Origin of the sequence: Sphingobium psychrophilum, from assembly GCF_012927105.1 — a bacterium.
Lineage (GTDB): Bacteria > Pseudomonadota > Alphaproteobacteria > Sphingomonadales > Sphingomonadaceae > Sphingobium > Sphingobium psychrophilum.
Window position 1 is genome coordinate 261107 of record NZ_JABBFV010000001.1, and the last position, 15999, is coordinate 277105.

A 15999-nucleotide genomic window follows, 5' to 3' on the forward strand; every position below is an offset into this window, starting at 1 on the left:
ATGGTACGCTATGGTGCAATCGCCGTTGGCCTCTTCTTTGCAGGCTGGCTGTTCATTTCCTTCCTGATCGGCGCGGTGGCTTATGTCTCCGAGCCGCCAGTACCCACCGTCGAACATGAGTTCCACGAAGCGCCCAAGCATGTGTCCTTCTCGTTCGACGGACCGCTCGGCAAATATGACCAGGCGCAGCTCCAGCGCGGCTTCCAGGTGTTCAAGGAAGTCTGCTCGGCCTGTCACAGCCTGAAGTTCGTGGCGTTCCGCGATCTCGCGGCGCTTGGTTATAACGAAGCCGAAGTGAAGGCGATTGCCAAGCAGTGGGCGATCAAGACCCCGTCGGTCGATCCGGCCACGGGCGAAGCCTCCACCCGCGAACCTGTGCCGTCGGATTATTTCCCCAAGCCCTTCGCGAACAATGTCGCGGCGGCCGCGGCAAACAACAATGCGATCCCGCCAGACCTGTCGCTGATGACCAAGGCTCGCCACCATGGCAGCGCCTATGTCTATTCGCTGATCACCGGCTATCAGGCGCAACCGGCCGAATTGCTCAAGGAGTTCCCCGACTCCAAGACGCCGGAAGGGTTGCACTACAATCCCTATTTCGCCAACCTGAACCTCGCCATGGCGCCGCCACTGTCGGCCGATGGTCAGGTGACCTATGGCGACGGCACCAAGCCGACGGTGGACCAGATGGCGCAGGACGTCGCTGCCTTCCTGACCTGGACTGCCGAACCCAAGCTGGAAAACCGCCGCCGTGCGGGGCTTGCGACTATCCTCTTCCTGCTGATCGCAACGGGCCTGGCCTATATGTCCTATCAGAATATCTGGGCGGACAAGAAGAAGGCGGCCGCCTGATCCACGTCCGTCACGGACGGTGGTAGAGATCGGGGCGCGGTTCCTTGTGGGAACCGCGCCCTTTCTTTATGGGGGCCGCCATGAGCACCGACAGCCTGACCGCGCTGGTCCGCACCATCCCCGACTTTCCCAAGCCGGGCATCCTGTTTCGCGACATCACCACCCTCCTGGCCGACGGCGACGGCCTGCGTGACCTGGTGGATCGCATGGCGGCGGTTGCCCGGCCGCTCGACCCGGACCTGATTGTGGGGATAGAGGCGCGGGGCTTCATTCTGGGTGCGGCCCTCGCGCTGGCGCTGGGCAAGGGCTTCGTGCCCGTTCGTAAAAAGGGCAAGCTGCCCGGCAAGACCGTGGGCATCGACTATTGCCTGGAATATGGCACCGACCGACTGGAGCTACATGAAGGCCAAGTGCCGGTCGGCGCGCGCGTGTTGCTGGTCGATGATCTGATCGCCACCGGCGGCACGGCGCTGGCGGCGACGCAATTGCTGCGCGAACAGGGCGCGAGCGTGCTGATGGCGCTGTTCGCCATCGACCTGCCCGATCTGGGCGGCATGGCGGCACTGTCGGCTGACGGCGTCGCGGCGCAGGCGATCATCGCCTTCGACGGCGAATAGCCGTCAGGCGGCGCGCGCCAGCGCTTCAGGCAGCAGGTCCACGGCCGCCGCCAGCCGCTCGTCGAGCAGGCCCAGCAATGCCGTCCAGCTGTTGATATGGTCCAGTTCGCCCGGCCCGTCCGATATGCCGCGCAGCCCCATCAGCGGCACATCGAAACGCGCGCAGGCCCGCGCCACCGCAAATGTCTCCATATCGACCATGTCGGCATCGATCGTGGCATAATCCTCGCCGCCCACGATATTCGCGCCGGTCGACAGGCGGGCGAGGGGCAGGGCCAGCGGCGTCGCCAGCGGCAGGTCGACAGGGTGGTCGATGAACGGCGTCACCCCCTTGGTGAAGCCCAGCCGCGACGCATCCATGTCGCGCCACGACACGCTCGCCACCTGGAATATGTCGCCCAGCGGGCAAAGGCGCGATCCCGCCGAACCTAGGCAAACGACGAGATCGGGCAGGGTCCGTTGCCGCGCCAGTTCCTGTAGCGCCATGCCGGTGGCCAGCGCCGCTTCGACCGGTCCGACGCCGGTCAGCAATGGGGTGAAGCGCGCGCGCAGATGCGGCCCATATTCGGCATCGACCGCCATCACGAACAGCACGCGCCGCGCGCTTATGGTTTCGCATCCCATCGTCATGGCTGTGGTCCTGCCCTCATTGCCTGTCTGTAATGTTCGGGACATCCCCGTGACAGCCGCGCAGACTATAGTCGAGATCATGTTTCCTCATGAGTTGACCATCGACATGCCCGTTCCCATTCCCTTTCCCGCCCGATTTTCCGATACGGAAACGATCACCGCTGCCGACATAGAGGCCTGGGCCAAGGTCGAGCGCGCTCTGGCGGGCAAGCGCGACGCTTGTCACAAGCTGCGTCAGGGACATGTCGCGGCCCGCTGAACCGGGTCTAACAGAAACTGGAAAAGAGAAAGCCCGCCGCTTCGAAAGAAGCGACGGGCTTTGTCATGGTGGGCGTGGCAAGGATTGAACTTGCGACCCCTGCGATGTCAACACAGTGCTCTACCACTGAGCTACACGCCCGCCGTGGAGGGGGCCAATAACGGGGGTCGGGCTGGCGCGCAAGCAGGAAATTGAAACGGGCCGATATTCTTCTGGACAGGGCAGGGGCGGCCCATATGCTGCCAGTCAAACAGGGGACGCCAAGACATATGCTGCCATCGCCATCCTCGCCGATTCAGACGGCGCCACGGCTGCCCTTCTACCGTCAGTTGTACGTCCAGGTGCTGGTCGCGATCGCGCTGGGCGTCCTGATCGGGCATTTCTGGCCCGATGCGGGCAAGCAACTCAAGCCCTTGGGCGAGGCCTTCATCAAGCTGGTGAAGATGATCATCGCGCCGGTGATCTTTCTGACCATCGTCACCGGCATTGCCGGCATGAAGGAACTGGGCGCGATCGGCCGGGTGGCGGCGAAGGCTTTCGCCTATTTCTTCACCTTCTCCACCCTGGCGCTGATCGTCGGCCTGATCGTCGCCAATGTCGTTCAGCCCGGCGCGGGGCTCAACATCGATCCGGCCACGCTGGATGCGGGCAAGGTGGCGGACTATGCGCATAAGGCGCATGAAAGCAGCCTGACCGGCTTTCTGATGAACATCATCCCGTCGACCATGGTGTCGGCGGTGGCGGACGGCAACATTCTCCAGGTGCTGTTCGTGGCGATCCTGTTCGGCATTGCGCTGACCATGATCGGCGACAAGGCGCAGCCGCTCATGACGGTGCTCGAATCCGCCAGCCATGCGGTGTTCAAGCTGGTTGCCCTGCTGATGAAGGCGGCGCCGATCGGCGCGTTCGGGGCGATGGCCTTCACCATCGGCGAATATGGGGTCGGCACGCTTGCCAATCTCGCGGGGCTGGTGGCGACCTTCTATCTGACCGCGCTGCTGTTCGTGCTGGTAGTGCTGGGGACGGTGGCATGGTTCGCCGGCTTCAACATCCTGCACCTGATCCGCTATCTTAAGGCGGAATTGCTGCTGGTGCTGGGCACCTCCTCGTCCGAAGCCGCGCTGCCCAGCCTGATCGAAAAGATGGAGCGCGCCGGGTGCCGCAAGTCTGTCGTGGGGCTGGTCGTGCCGACCGGCTACAGCTTCAACCTGGACGGCACCAATATCTACATGACGCTGGCGGCCTTGTTCATCGCCCAGGCGTGCAATGTCGATATCAGCCTAGAGCAGCAGATATTGCTGCTCCTGGTCGCGATGATCTCGTCCAAGGGTGCTGCGGGCGTCACTGGCGCGGGCTTCATCACGCTGGCCGCCACGCTCTCGATCGTGCCGTCAGTGCCGGTGGCGGGCATGACGCTGATCCTGGGCGTCGATCGCTTCATGAGCGAGGTCCGGGCGCTCACCAACTTCATCGGCAATGCGGTGGCGACGGTGGTGGTGTCTGTCTGGGAAAAGGGGCTGGACCGCGAACGGTTTAACGCCGCCATGGCGGGAATCCCGCTCGATCCGACCCCCGACATGGAAGAAGTGGTGCCCGACTAAGGCTGATCGGTCGACGCCGGCACGCTTTCGGCGCCGAACATCCGTTCGACCTCCAGCACCAGGTCGCGCAGGTGGAAAGGCTTGGACAGCACCTTGGCCTGCGGCACCGCCTTGCCAGCCTTCAGCGTGACGGCGGCGAAGCCGGTGATGAACATGATGCGCATGTCCGGCGCTACGGACGCTGCATGTTGCGCCAGTTCGATGCCGTCCATTTCGGGCATCACGATATCGGTCAGCAAAAGGTCGAACCGGTCCGAATCGATATGGGGCAGCGCATCGCGGCCATTCTCCACCGACACGACCTCATAACCCGACCGTTCCAGCGCACGGGCCAGATAGGTCCGCATGCTCTCGTCATCTTCGGCCAATAAAATGCGAACCATCGCCCCCAACACTCTCATCCGGCCGCCCCGCAGCCCTTTGCACGCACCCGACGGGGTGGCGCGAAGCCGCACTATATGCGACAAGGTGTAAATATTATCCAGCCGGGCAAGATTTTTCGGCGTGCTGGCGAAAGGAGCCGCATTGGATCATTCCGCGCCGCGCGCCCCGACTCATAGCGAAGCCGCTTTCGACCTTTATGGTCCTGCGATTCCCGATCGCCCTGTCCTGATTTCCGTCCCCCATGCGGCGCGCGACTATAGCGATGATTTGCTGGCCGCCGCGCGCGTGCCCTTGTCGATCCTGCATCGGCTGGAGGATCGCTGGGCCGATCTTCTGGTCCATCCGCTGATCGCGCAGGGTTTCACCGTTATAGTCGCCCGCGCGCCGCGTGCATTGATCGACCTCAACCGGCATGAGCGCGAGATCGATCCCGGCATGATCGCCGACCTCCCGCGCGACGCCGCGCTGCACAGCAGCGCGAAGCTGCGCGGCGGCCTCGGCCTTTTCCCGCGCCGCCTGCCGGGCGCACATGAATTGTGGCGCGGCCCGATGCGCTGGGCGGAGGCGTGCAGCCGGATCGAGACGCTGCACCGGCCCTATCATGCGGCGCTGGGTCAGATGATGGCCGCCGCGCGCGACGCCCACGGCCATGCGATCTTGATCGACATCCATTCCATGCCGCCGCTGGCGCCCACCGGTGCGGGACAGCCTGCGCCGGGCGTGGTGCTGGGGGATCGCTTCGGCCGCAGCGCATCGGGCCGGCTGATGACGCTGGCGGCCGATGTCGTGGCGAGCCATGGCCTCATCGTGGCGCAAAATCATCCCTATGCCGGCGACCATATGATCGACCGGCATGGCCGGCCCGATCATGGGTTGCACGCGCTCCAGGTGGAAATCGATCGGGTGCTGTATCTGGACGCGACGCTCGACCGGCCGGGGCCGGGCGTGGCGCGGATGCAGGCGGTCGTGACGCGCATGGCGCAAGCGTTGGCGGCCGAATTGCCGCGGGCGGGCTATGCGCTCGCCGCCGAATAGGTCAACGGCCGGCTGCGATTACCCACCGCGCGCCTGCGGTGCTCAGATGATGCGAATCGAAATAGAGCGGCTTGCCGTCGCGTTCGATGGCACACGTGCCGGTCGGGCATAGCGCCGCGACAGGATCGATCAACGACACGCCGCGCGCCTGCCACCGGGCGAAGAGCGCGCGCAGGTGCCCGGTCCGGGCTTCCACATAGGCGCGGTCGATGCCGCGGGCTTGCTCCAGTTGCCCGGCCTGCGCCAGATGGGCCAAGCGGCGGGGCACGTCGAAGGGCTGGGGCGGGACGGGACCGATCAGCACCACCTGCCGCCCTAGCCCCCGGATCGCGGCGATGGTGCGGTCCAGCTGGCGCACGAAGGCGGTATCGTCGAAAACGCCATTGGCCCAGAAGGCGGCGAGATAGACGCGCCTGATCCCCGGATCGGCGCGAATCGCATCATATGCCGCCTGGTTGGCGGCGGCGCAGCGCGTATCCTTCGCCTGATAGACCAGCACCGGCGGGCAACTGGACGTGGTGCGTTCGATCAGCGATCGACCCTGCGCCTTGGCGTCCAGCGACAAGGCATAGACCAGTTCGACGCCATGGCTGTCGCCCCACAGCATCGCGTCGGGCGGAACCGCCGCGCCAAGCATGCAAGGCGTCGCGTTGCGCATGAACGTGTCGTGGCATGACTTTCGCGTGGGTGCGAAATCCTGTTGCCCGGCCATCTGCGCCAGCACCCGCGGGGCGAAGCGCGACGGCCAGCCCCCCATCGCCAGCAGGGCCAGCGCCATGACGCAGAGCAGTCCCATCGCTGCGCCGGTGAACAGGAAGATCGCCCGCCTTGGCACGCGCTGCGAAACGCGGAAAGGGCGCTCGACAAAGCGCCAGGACAGCGTCCCCGCCAACAGCGACGCGGCGATGACCGCAACCTGCGTACCCCCCGACAGCGGCAGGTCGGTCGCATATTCGGTGAAGACGATCAGCGGCCAATGCCACAGATAGAGCGAGTAGGAGATCAGGCCCAGGCCGACCAGCGGACGCCAGCCCAGCATCCGCCCGATTCGCGTGCCCGGCGCGGCATGGATCAGTGCCGCAGAGCCCAGGACGGGGGGCAGGGCGGTGACGCCGGGGAAGGTCGTCGTGCGATCGTAAAGCGCCACCGCCAGCACTATCGCGACCAGCCCGCATCCCGCAATCGCCTCGCGTAGCCAGCGCGCGCGGACGACCGGCGCCGCGCCTAGCGCCAGCAAGGCCCCGGCGAACAATTCCCAGGCCCGCGTCGGCAACAGGTAGAAGGTGAAGCCGCTGGTGTCCCGCTGCATGACGATGGCAAGCGCCAGCGATCCGGCCGCGATGGCCGCGACGACCCCGGTGCGCCATCGCGGCGCATGGCGCGCCAGCAGCATCAGCAGGATCGGGAAGCCGATATAATATTGCTCCTCCACCGCCAGCGACCAGGTGTGCAGTAACGGCTTCACGTCCGCGCCGCCGGAAAAATAGCCGGTGTCGGTGAAAAACCACAGGTTGGAGGCGAACAGGGTCGCGGCCAGCGCGGATCGCGGTACGCCTTCCAGGTCGCCGGGCAGGTAAAGCCAAGCCGCACAACCCAGCACGGCCATGATCATCAGCGCCAGCGCGGGCATGATCCGGCGGAAACGGCGTTCATAGAATCGGGCGAGCGAGAAGCGGCGGTCATCGACTTCGCGGGCGATGATGCCGGTAATCAGATAGCCCGATATGACGAAGAAGATATCGACCCCTACATAGCCGCCCGAAAAACCCGGCACATGGGCGTGGAACAGCAGCACCGGCAGGATCGCGAGCGCGCGCAAGCCGTCTATGTCGCGGCGATACCGCCCGGTGGCATGAGGGGCGTTGGCGGTCCCATCCGCCGGTCCCGAAGCTGGCGCTGGTCCGTGCATGGAGTCGGGCTTAACCGCCAAGCCCTGACATTTGCTTTATGCGGGCGGGGGCGACTCGGACGCAGGCGACGATCGGGTGCCGGGCCATCACGGTGCCGCTATTTTCGGCAAGCGATTGCGGATTTTGCAATCGCGCTTTTGCCCTTCGCATTTGCGTAAATTCGGCCAGCAAGACAGAAAGACTGTGCCTTTCAGGCATCCTCTCCTAAAACTTTCGGGCCGATCTCGCGATCGGCCTTTTTTTTGTCGCGGTGTTGGTCTAGAGGATCGTTGCTGCTCGGCGCGCCAACTATAACAAGTTTCTGGAGAGGAGCCGCCGGTAAGACCGGCAAGGCGAGCCGAAGCATCAGGGGGATCGAGCGCACACCGCGCTCTCCCCCTTTTTTCTTGCTTGGCTCAGGCGCTCGCCATTTCCTTGCCATAAGCGACCACCGCTTCGACTTCAGCCTTGTCCCCCAGCACCACGCCGACCCGCTGGTGCAGGCCGGTTGCGGGCACGTCCATGATGGGCACGAAGCCGTCGCTCGATGCGCCGCCCGCCTGTTCGATCAGATAGCTCATCGGATTGGCTTCATACATCAGGCGCAGTTTCGCCTTGCCCGGATTGCGATGGTCATAGGGATATAGGAAGATGCCGCCGCGCTTGAGGATGCGATGCACGTCCGCCACCATGGAGGCGGTCCAGCGCATGTTGTAATCCTTGCCGCACGGCCCCGCGCCGCCCGCGACGCGCTCGTCGATATAGCGGGTGATGGCGGGCGACCATTGGCGGCGGTTGGACATATTGATCGCAAATTCGCACTTGCCCTGGGGCATCTGCATGTCCGCGTCAGTCATGACCCAGCTGCCGACTTCCCGGTCCAACGTAAATTCATAGACGCCGGTGCCGACGCTCAGCACCAGCAGCGATTGCGGGCCATAGATGGCATAGCCTGCCGCGACCTGCTGACGGCCGTCCTGCAGGAAATCCTCTTCGGTCACTTCGCGGCCCGCGCAGGCGTCGGGGGCCTTGAGCACCGAGAATATGGTGCCGACGGACAGGTCGACGTCGATATTGCTGGACCCGTCGATCGGATCGAACAGCAGCAGATATTCGCCCTTGGGATAGCGATTGGGGATGAGGTGGATCGTCTCCATCTCTTCGGACGCCATCGCGGCCAGATGCCCGCCCCATTCATTGGCGTCCAGCAGCAGTTCGTTGGCGATCACGTCCAGCTTCTTCTGGATTTCGCCCTGCACATTTTCGCTGTCCAGGCTGCCCAGCACTTCGCCCAACGCGCCCTTGCTGACCGCATGGCTGATCGTCTTGCAGGCGCGGGCGACGGTTTCGATCAGCAGGCGCAGTTCGGCGGGCAGGACATTGGCGTTGCGTTGCTGTTCGATCAGGAAACGGGTCAGGGTGGTTCGGGACATAGGCCGCCTTTCGCAAGAAATGTGGGACGCCGGGCAGGAAAGAGTGAATGCGCCCTTCGCTAGGACAGACGGCCAGCCTAGTCCAGCCATGGCCCCCTTTCAAACCGGCCTGTTAGCGCTGTCATGTTACAAAGCATGTATGAGGGAACCGGGCGCGCGGGATTTTGGTTTCGGGACCGTGCCGATCAGCAATAAGCATCAGCATTGAGCAAGGACCGATATGGACAGCCTGATTACCGCCTTCACCGACCCCACGGCCCTTGCCGCGCTGATCGCGCTGGTGGTGATGGAGGTGGTGCTGGGCATCGACAACCTCGTCTTCATTTCCATCCTGACCAACAAATTGCCGGAGGTGCAGCGGCCCAGGGCGCGCAAGATCGGCATCGGCCTTGCGCTGGGCATGCGGCTCGTCTTGCTCTCGATGATCGCCTGGATCGTCGGGCTGACCGCGCCGGTATTCGATCTGGGCATCAGTGGCCCGCTGGACCAGCATGGCGCGCCGACCTTCGAAACCGATTTTTCCTGGCGCGACCTGATCCTGATTGCAGGCGGCCTGTTCCTGATCTGGAAGGCGACCAAGGAAATCCATCATACGGTGGACCCGGCCGGCGGCGACGATGTGCTGGACAAGAAAAGCGTGGCGACCATCACCTTCGGCGCGGCGATCACGCAGATCATCCTGCTCGACATGATCTTCTCGCTCGATTCGATCCTGACCGCAGTGGGCATGACCGATAATCTGGCGGTCATGTACATCGCCGTGATCGTGGCCGTGACGGTGATGCTGATCGCGGCCGACCCGCTGGCCAACTTCATTGCGCGCAACCCTACCGTGGTGATGCTGGCGCTCGGCTTCCTGCTGATGATCGGCGCGGTGCTGATCGCCGACGGCTTTGGCGTGCATGTGCCCAAGGGTTATATCTATGCGGCGATGGCCTTTTCGACGCTGGTGGAGTGCCTCAACATCTTCGCACGGCGGGCGCAGAAGCGGAAAAGCGCGCAGTAGAAAGGCAGCGTGGAAGTGCACAAGGCTGGGGCGCGATGACTTTTGCTCTATGCAGTTCAACCTAAAGTCATCCGGCTCTAATTTTCGAGATAATGCTAAATCATCGTTTTGAAGAAATATTACCGACGCCAGTAAAATCATTAACCCTTTCAGCGCATCGTTGTACCAACTGGATAATGTATCGCTAAATGTAAGGACATTTATGAGAGGGTGGGATTTCTTCTACTTTTCACGCCGTAGCAGGAAGCAACGATCAATGGCGGTTACGGCACATTTACCTGGATGTTCGGTAACATACTCTTTGTTGGCTGAAGAATTTGCGGAGCAGGCATCGCTCGCGATGGTTTGCGATGGGGCGACCTCCGCGCCGTCACGCAGCTATATCCTGGCCGGTCGTCTCCAGCGTTTCCGGACGTTGATGAACAAGAGCACCGCAAATCGTTGCCCCTCGAAGATCGTGCAGGTCGCGTGATCCCCATTTGAACTGCTCCGGCGCTGCCATACCATCCCTGGCAAACGTCTTCCTATTCCGCCGCTATCGAACGGTACGGATTATCGGTCGCCCCACAATGATGCAGGGCCACCCCGCTGCCGCCGTGTCTGGCACGCAATAGATCTCCAGGCCAGCAGCGGCAGAGGGACGAACGCCGCCTATTTCTCACGCGGCCGCGCGGCGCTCCTTCAGTTCTTCGTTCAGCATTTCGGCTAGCAGGAAGGCCAGTTCCAGGCTCTGCGCCGCGTTCAGACGCGGATCGCAATGGGTGTGGTAGCGGTCGGCCAACCCTTCGTCGGTTATGGCGATCGCGCCGCCGGTGCATTCCGTAACATTTTGCCCGGTCATCTCCGCATGGATACCGCCGCCGAAGCTGCCCTCCGCGCGATGCACGGCGAAGAAACCGCGCACCTCGGCCAGGATGCGCTCGAACGGGCGGGTCTTGTAGCCGTTCGCCGCCTTGACGACATTGCCGTGCATCGGGTCGCACGACCAGATCACCGGATGGCCTTCGCGCAGCACCGCGCGCACCAGTTTGGGCAGGCCGGCCTCGATCTTGTCATGGCCATAGCGGGTGATGAGCGTGATCCGCCCGGCTTCACGAGCGGGGTTCAGCGTGTCGAGCAGGCGCAGCAGCGCGTCCGGCTCCAGCGAAGGCCCGCATTTCAGGCCGATCGGATTGCCGATGCCGCGCAGATATTCGACATGGGCCGACCCTTCGAACCGGGTGCGGTCGCCGATCCACAGCATGTGCGCGGATGTGTCGTACCAGTCGCCTGTCAGCGAATCCTGCCGCGTCATCGCCTGTTCGAACGGCAGCAGCAGCGCTTCGTGGCTGGTGTAGAAGCTGGTTCCGCCAAGCTGCGGCACGGTTTCCGCCGACAGGCCGCAGGCGCGCATGAAGTCGAGTGCCTGGCCGATCTGGTCGGCCATCAGTTCGAACTTCGCGGCCCAAGGGCTGCGGCCCATGAAATCGAGCATCCAGCCATGCACCCGGTCCAGGCTGGCATAGCCGCCGGTCGAGAAGGCGCGCAGCAGGTTGAGCGTCGCGGCCGACTGGTTATAGGCCTGCACCATCCGCTGCGGGTCCGGCTCGCGCCCTTCCGCGGTGAAGGCGATGTCGTTGACATTGTCGCCACGATAGCTGGGCAGTTCGACCCCGCCGATCGTTTCGGTGTCAGCCGAACGGGGCTTGGCGAACTGGCCGGCCATGCGACCGACCTTCACCACAGGCAGCTTGGACGCGAAAGTCAGCACGACCGCCATCTGGAGCAACACGCGAAAGGTGTCGCGGATGTTGTTCGGATGGAACTCCGCGAAGCTTTCCGCGCAGTCGCCGCCCTGCAACAGGAAGGCTTCGCCGTTGACGACCTTGGCCAGGTCGGTCTTCAGGTTGCGCGCTTCGCCCGCAAAGACGAGGGGCGGAAACTGGCCAAGCTGGGCTTCTACCGACGCCAATGCGCCTGCGTCCCGGTAAAAGGGCATCTGAATGCCCTTTTGGCTCCGCCAGCTATCCGGCGTCCACTTCGCCGCCACGTCGAGTCTCCTTCGCATGTGATAAAATAGGGGGCGCACCTACGCTTGTCTGGGGGGCAAGGCAAGATTGTACCAGTTGGGCCATAGCGCTGCGCAATGATTTGTCTATTTCTGGCAGGGCCAGCGTTCGTTGAGCGCGACGCTGACGAGCAGCGAGGCGGGCGTCTTGCGCTGGTCGGGCCAGCGTTCGAGATAGGCGATGACGGTGCGCCGGGCATCGTCCGCACTCATCCGGTCGGGCCAGCAAACCGGGCGCGCCCGGCCGATGAACATGTCTTTGCGGATGCCATCGACCACGCCGACGATATAGGCGGTGCAAGCCAAGCTATATTCGGGTTCCTTGTTGCGGCATTTGGCGAGCAGGGTCGTGCCGGTTTCGAACATGAACGCCTGCGCCGCGACCGGGGTGGGGGACGCGGCGAGCAGGGACGTGGCGAGGAGGAGGCGCATCATTCTTGTCTCTCACGGAAGAGTGCGAGTCTAGATCACGCCCCCCGTTCGTGTCGAGCGAAGTCGAGACACCGTTGCGCAGCGTTAGCCGCTTCTCGACCCTTCGACAGGCTCAGGACAGGCTTCGCTCGAAGCGAACGGAGGATGTCAATCCTTCCGCTTCGCGGTGAAGGCGAAGGTGAGCGCGACCGTGGGCGTCAGGCCGGTGCTGCTGTCGCCATTGCCCACGCCAAAGGCCGCGCGGGCGATGGTGGCGCTGCCCGATACTTTGCGGGTGGCGTCCTTGCCAGCAAGCGTGAAACGGATTGTCTGCGGCTTCGACACGCCCTTGAGCGTCAGCGTGCCGCGGGCGCGATAGGCGTTGGGGCCGGTCGCCTTTGCGCCCTTGGCCACGAAGGTCGCGGTCGGGTGCGCGGCGACGCCGAAAAACTCGTCGCCCGGCAGCATTCCGTCCTTATAAGAGTCGCCCACGTTGGCTGACGCCATGTCGATCGTCACCTTCATGTCGGCGCTGTCGGGATGGTCGGGGTCCATCACGATCTGCGCGGTCCATTTGGAAAAGCTGCCGCTGATCGCCTCGCCGTCATTGCCGACCGAAAAGCCGATGCGGCCGCCCGGCTGGACGGTCCAGGCGGGGGGCGGGCCAACCGTGTCTTCGGCGGCGGCTGCGCTGACGTTGGCGGTTGCGTTGTCGGCGGCGTTGACAGCTTCGGCGATGTTGGCGGGCGCGGTTTCGTCAGCGGTTTCGTCAGCGGGTTCTGCCGCGATGGGCGCGGGCGCGACTTTTGGGCCCGGTAGGATCGCGCGGCCAGCGACGAAGCCGACCAGGATCAGGGCAGGGAGCGCGACCAGCAGCGCGGTCGAGCGCGCCGGGATTATGCGCCAGATCAGGCCATCGCGCATCAGGATGTGATGGCGCAGCGCGCCCGCGACATGCAGCGCCACCAGCGCGATGCCCAGCCAGGCGATCAGGCCATGGCCGTTTTCAGCCAGGCCATGTACGGCGGCTGGCAAAGGCAGATGGGGCAGGGGGATAACGCCGAAGATCAGCGTCGGCACCTTCACCTTCGCCGTCGACACCAGCGCCCAGCCGGTGAGCGGCGCGCCGAGCATGAAGGCGTAGAGGCCGATATGCACGCCCGACGCCAGCGCGCCCTGCCAGCCGCCCTCCACTTTCGCCGGGCGGGGTTTCCAGTATCGCACTGCGATCCGCGCCAGCGTCAGCGCCAGCACGGTGATGCCGACCGACTTGTGCAACTGGTAGAGGGCGAAGCCGCGCGCGCCCAGATCCTCCAGCGCCCAGCCGACGGCGATCTGGAAGGCGAGCAGGGCGGCGATCGCCCAGTGCAGAAAGATGGCGGCCCGGCTGTATCGTTGCATGGTGGTTCCCTGGATCATGGCGGACCCGAAACTATGATGCCCGCATGGCCAAGTCCATCGGGCGGGCGCGAAACGCTTTGTTGCCGCTCTGTCGCCTTCTGTGTCCCAAAGGACGCAGTTGCGGCATTTTTATGGGCGCGATTGCATCACCCGTCATCCGGGTTAAGAGGCTTATCTGTTGGATTGACGCGATTTCCGGGCGTCGGACGCCTGTCCGATCGGCAATCGCTACGGCACGCTCATTATCAGGGAAATAGCAGGACATGGCCAAACCCGAATCCTGGCGTCTGAACGCAGAGGCGTATCGCTTCGTCACCAGCATCGACACGCGGTTTCAGGATCTCGACACCATGGGCCACATCAACAATGTGGCGATTTCCGGCATTTTCGAGACTGCGCGTATCCGCTTCCACCATCATATGGGGCGTCATCCGCAGGAACAGGGCGTGCGCTGGCTGGTGGCGAACGTGAACCTGAATTTCGTCGAGGAATCGCACTTCCCCTATCCGTTCGAAGTCCATTGCGCGATCGGCCATATCGGCCGCACCAGCTGGACGATCAGCTCGGCCGGGTTCCAAAAGGGCGTATGCGTCGCGACTTGCGACACCACGGTCGTCACCCATGGCGCTGAAGGCCGGCGGTCGATCGACGAAACGCTGCGCGAGGCGATGGAACTCAACTTCCTGCGCCAGCCGGACTGACTCCGAGCGCGCCGCGCTTAAATTTCGGGGTAACCGTTAACGAAAACCAGCCATGCGCCGGCTCCATTGCACCGCGATCACCGCGCCCTTGACCGGTTGGATCATCGCCAGCGCCAGCGCGATCGCCAGGCTGGGCCAGATCAGCGCCTGCCAGCCCAGCGGTATGGCCAGCGCGCTGTTCACTTCGATCATAAGGGGCACCAATATATGCCCCAGCAGCAGGATCACGATATAGGCGGGGAAGTCATCCGCCTGATGCACGTCCAGCACCAGGCCGCAGGTCGGGCACGCCGGCGCGGTTTTCAGGAAGCGCGCGAACATCCGCCCCTGCCCGCAGGCCGGGCAAAGGCCGCGCAGCCCATGGCCGATGGCGGCACCGGTCGGGCGGTCGGACGAGGGCGCAGGATCGGTCATGCCTTGGCAGCTAGGGTCTTTGAGGGCCAAGCGCAACGGCGTGCGCCCTCCTTACCGTCTTTCGCCGATTGTAAAGCCTGTTAAGAAGCGCCCATGCGTCTGCCCGGTCCCCATGAAGTCTATTGCCTGTTCGACGATGCGCGCGCGCGCAGCGTCGCGCCGGCGCGCCTCTACCGCGACCCGGTGGACGTCGTCGTCGCGCATCGCATGGCCGATGTGCAACCCGCGCTCGACCGGATCGCCGAAGCGCAGGAAAGCGGCCTGCATGTCGCGGGCTATATGGCCTATGCGGCAGGACTGGCGCTGGAGGATCGGCTGGCACCGATCGCGCGCGGGCAGGACGAGGGGGGCGCGCCGTTGCTATGGTTCGGCCTGTTCGAAGGGGTCAGGCTGATCCCGCCCGGCACGCTGCCCGACCTGCTCCCCGATCCGGCGGGTGCGACCGTCGGCCCGCTGCGCCCGCTGGTGGACGAGGCCGCCTATGGCGCTGCCTTCGCCCAGGTGCAGGACTATATCCGCGCCGGCGACATTTATCAGGTCAACCTGACCTTCCCCTGCGACGTCGATGTGACCGGCGATCCGCTCGCCCTCTATGCCGCGGTCAGGCCGCGCGCCGCGGCGGGCTATGGCGGGGTGATCCGTACCGGCGATCGATCGATCCTGTCCTTTTCGCCCGAACTCTTCTTCACCCAGGTTCGCGGGCAACTGACGGCGCGACCGATGAAGGGCACCGCCACCCGCGTCGCTGACCCGGACGCGGACGCCGCGCAGGCCCTGTGGCTGCAAAGCGACGCGAAGCAACGCGCCGAAAATCTGATGATCGTCGACCTGCTGCGCAACGACCTGTCGCGGGTGTCGCGCGCGGGCAGCGTGACCGTGCCCGACCTGTTCAAGGTCGAAACCTATCCCACTGTGCATCAATTGGTGTCGACGGTCCGCGCACGCATATTGCCCGGCCTGTCGCCGGTCGATGTGCTGCGCGTACTGTTCCCCTGCGGCTCCATCACCGGCGCGCCCAAGGTGCGGGCGATGGAGATCATTGATTCGGTCGAACCCCATGCGCGCGGCGTCTATACCGGCACGATGGGCTGGATCGACCCGGAGGGCGACGCCGCCTTCAATGTTGCCATCCGCACCATTTCCGTCGAAGAGGGCGCAGGGACGGGGCGGCTTGGCCTGGGGTCCGGCATCGTCGCGGATTCGGATTGCGCATCCGAATGGGCGGAGTGTCTGGCCAAGGGGCGCTTCCTCTCGCTCTCCTAACCTTGGGCTTGATCCTTAAAGGGGTGGTTGACTTTTGGTGCTCAAGGGCTTGAAAA

The 15999-nt window shown here is 64.2% G+C and carries 16 protein-coding genes and 1 tRNA gene; 8 read left to right on the forward strand and 9 right to left on the reverse strand.

Annotation, left to right across the window (positions count from 1 at the left end; genetic code table 11):
* Together HHL08_RS01315 and HHL08_RS01320 are read left to right on the forward strand one after the other, a co-directional pair.
* Entirely contained in the window at positions 1–852 is an 852-nt protein-coding gene (locus HHL08_RS01315; protein ID WP_169570658.1) for a cytochrome c1, read from the forward strand.
* Between the two features lie 80 nt (positions 853–932).
* Complete coding sequence (locus HHL08_RS01320) at positions 933–1469, forward strand: adenine phosphoribosyltransferase (protein WP_169570660.1); 537 nt, start codon at positions 933–935, stop codon at positions 1467–1469.
* A 3-nt stretch (positions 1470–1472) separates the two neighbouring features.
* Here HHL08_RS01320 and HHL08_RS01325 read toward each other — a convergent pair whose 3' ends face one another.
* The gene (locus HHL08_RS01325; protein ID WP_169570662.1) at positions 1473–2099 is read right to left on the reverse strand and encodes a 5'-methylthioadenosine/S-adenosylhomocysteine nucleosidase; all 627 of its coding nucleotides are present in this window, start codon (positions 2097–2099) and stop codon (positions 1473–1475) included.
* Positions 2100–2148: 49 nt separating this feature from the next.
* Here HHL08_RS01325 and HHL08_RS01330 point away from each other — a divergent pair, with 49 nt between their 5' ends.
* On the forward strand, positions 2149–2358 hold the full coding sequence (locus HHL08_RS01330; protein ID WP_169570663.1) for a hypothetical protein: 210 nt from the start codon (positions 2149–2151) through the stop codon (positions 2356–2358).
* Between the two features lie 66 nt (positions 2359–2424).
* On the opposite strand, the gene HHL08_RS01335 is transcribed toward HHL08_RS01330, so the two are convergent.
* A tRNA-Val gene (locus tag HHL08_RS01335) sits at positions 2425–2499 on the reverse strand.
* Positions 2500–2627: 128 nt separating this feature from the next.
* Between HHL08_RS01335 and HHL08_RS01340 the strand changes: the two genes are divergently transcribed.
* The gene (locus tag HHL08_RS01340) at positions 2628–3959 is read left to right on the forward strand and encodes a dicarboxylate/amino acid:cation symporter (RefSeq protein WP_169571077.1); all 1332 of its coding nucleotides are present in this window, start codon (positions 2628–2630) and stop codon (positions 3957–3959) included.
* Here the strand turns inward: HHL08_RS01340 and cpdR are convergent.
* On the reverse strand, positions 3956–4342 hold the full coding sequence (gene cpdR / locus HHL08_RS01345; protein ID WP_169570664.1) for a cell cycle two-component system response regulator CpdR: 387 nt from the start codon (positions 4340–4342) through the stop codon (positions 3956–3958). The two genes, HHL08_RS01340 and cpdR, sit on opposite strands and share 4 nt — an antisense overlap.
* A gap of 142 nt (positions 4343–4484) precedes the next feature.
* On the opposite strand from cpdR, the gene HHL08_RS01350 reads away from it, so the two are divergent.
* The gene (locus HHL08_RS01350) at positions 4485–5378 is read left to right on the forward strand and encodes an N-formylglutamate amidohydrolase (RefSeq protein WP_169570666.1); all 894 of its coding nucleotides are present in this window, start codon (positions 4485–4487) and stop codon (positions 5376–5378) included.
* A gap of 1 nt (position 5379) precedes the next feature.
* Here HHL08_RS01350 and HHL08_RS01355 read toward each other — a convergent pair whose 3' ends face one another.
* Together HHL08_RS01355 and HHL08_RS01360 are read right to left on the reverse strand one after the other, a co-directional pair.
* Positions 5380–7287 carry an acyltransferase family protein gene (locus HHL08_RS01355; protein WP_169570667.1) on the reverse strand — a complete coding sequence of 636 codons (1908 nt, stop codon included), beginning with the start codon at positions 7285–7287 and terminating at the stop codon, positions 5380–5382.
* Between the two features lie 396 nt (positions 7288–7683).
* Complete coding sequence (locus tag HHL08_RS01360) at positions 7684–8700, reverse strand: class 1 fructose-bisphosphatase (RefSeq protein WP_169570669.1); 1017 nt, start codon at positions 8698–8700, stop codon at positions 7684–7686.
* 220 nt (positions 8701–8920) lie between these two features.
* On the opposite strand from HHL08_RS01360, the gene HHL08_RS01365 reads away from it, so the two are divergent.
* Complete coding sequence (locus tag HHL08_RS01365) at positions 8921–9706, forward strand: TerC family protein (RefSeq protein ID WP_169570670.1); 786 nt, start codon at positions 8921–8923, stop codon at positions 9704–9706.
* Positions 9707–10364: 658 nt separating this feature from the next.
* On the opposite strand, the gene HHL08_RS01370 is transcribed toward HHL08_RS01365, so the two are convergent.
* The 3 genes from HHL08_RS01370 to HHL08_RS01380 form a co-directional block, all read right to left on the reverse strand.
* Entirely contained in the window at positions 10365–11735 is a 1371-nt protein-coding gene (locus HHL08_RS01370) for a class II 3-deoxy-7-phosphoheptulonate synthase (RefSeq protein WP_169570672.1), read from the reverse strand.
* Between the two features lie 105 nt (positions 11736–11840).
* Positions 11841–12188, reverse strand: a complete 348-nt coding sequence (locus HHL08_RS01375; RefSeq protein WP_169570673.1) for a Rap1a/Tai family immunity protein — start codon at positions 12186–12188, stop codon at positions 11841–11843.
* 144 nt (positions 12189–12332) lie between these two features.
* The gene (locus HHL08_RS01380; RefSeq protein ID WP_169570675.1) at positions 12333–13565 is read right to left on the reverse strand and encodes a YceI family protein; all 1233 of its coding nucleotides are present in this window, start codon (positions 13563–13565) and stop codon (positions 12333–12335) included.
* 263 nt (positions 13566–13828) lie between these two features.
* Here HHL08_RS01380 and HHL08_RS01385 point away from each other — a divergent pair, with 263 nt between their 5' ends.
* Complete coding sequence (locus tag HHL08_RS01385; RefSeq protein WP_169570676.1) at positions 13829–14266, forward strand: acyl-CoA thioesterase; 438 nt, start codon at positions 13829–13831, stop codon at positions 14264–14266.
* Positions 14267–14302: 36 nt separating this feature from the next.
* Here the strand turns inward: HHL08_RS01385 and HHL08_RS01390 are convergent, their stop codons facing one another.
* Positions 14303–14680: a DUF983 domain-containing protein gene (locus HHL08_RS01390; RefSeq protein WP_169570678.1), complete on the reverse strand. Its 378-nt coding sequence runs from the start codon at positions 14678–14680 to the stop codon at positions 14303–14305.
* A 93-nt stretch (positions 14681–14773) separates the two neighbouring features.
* Between HHL08_RS01390 and pabB the strand changes: the two genes are divergently transcribed.
* Positions 14774–15943, forward strand: coding sequence for an aminodeoxychorismate synthase component I (pabB, locus tag HHL08_RS01395; RefSeq protein WP_169570679.1), 1170 nt, complete (start codon positions 14774–14776; stop codon positions 15941–15943).
* Positions 15944–15999: the final 56 nt, after the last annotated feature.

Coding starts and splice junctions, on each gene's coding strand:
- HHL08_RS01355 (WP_169570667.1), bottom strand. CDS start 7,287: ATGCACGGACCAGCGCCAGCTTCGGGACCGGCGGATGGGACCGCCAAC.
- HHL08_RS01315 (WP_169570658.1), top strand. CDS start 1: ATGGTACGCTATGGTGCAATCGCCGTTGGCCTCTTCTTTGCAGGCTGG.
- HHL08_RS01380 (WP_169570675.1), bottom strand. CDS start 13,565: ATGCAACGATACAGCCGGGCCGCCATCTTTCTGCACTGGGCGATCGCC.
- HHL08_RS01375 (WP_169570673.1), bottom strand. CDS start 12,188: ATGATGCGCCTCCTCCTCGCCACGTCCCTGCTCGCCGCGTCCCCCACC.
- cpdR (WP_169570664.1), bottom strand. CDS start 4,342: ATGGTTCGCATTTTATTGGCCGAAGATGACGAGAGCATGCGGACCTAT.
- HHL08_RS01365 (WP_169570670.1), top strand. CDS start 8,921: ATGGACAGCCTGATTACCGCCTTCACCGACCCCACGGCCCTTGCCGCG.
- pabB (WP_169570679.1), top strand. CDS start 14,774: ATGCGTCTGCCCGGTCCCCATGAAGTCTATTGCCTGTTCGACGATGCG.
- HHL08_RS01390 (WP_169570678.1), bottom strand. CDS start 14,680: ATGACCGATCCTGCGCCCTCGTCCGACCGCCCGACCGGTGCCGCCATC.
- HHL08_RS01360 (WP_169570669.1), bottom strand. CDS start 8,700: ATGTCCCGAACCACCCTGACCCGTTTCCTGATCGAACAGCAACGCAAC.
- HHL08_RS01385 (WP_169570676.1), top strand. CDS start 13,829: ATGGCCAAACCCGAATCCTGGCGTCTGAACGCAGAGGCGTATCGCTTC.
- HHL08_RS01340 (WP_169571077.1), top strand. CDS start 2,628: ATGCTGCCATCGCCATCCTCGCCGATTCAGACGGCGCCACGGCTGCCC.
- HHL08_RS01320 (WP_169570660.1), top strand. CDS start 933: ATGAGCACCGACAGCCTGACCGCGCTGGTCCGCACCATCCCCGACTTT.
- HHL08_RS01325 (WP_169570662.1), bottom strand. CDS start 2,099: ATGACGATGGGATGCGAAACCATAAGCGCGCGGCGCGTGCTGTTCGTG.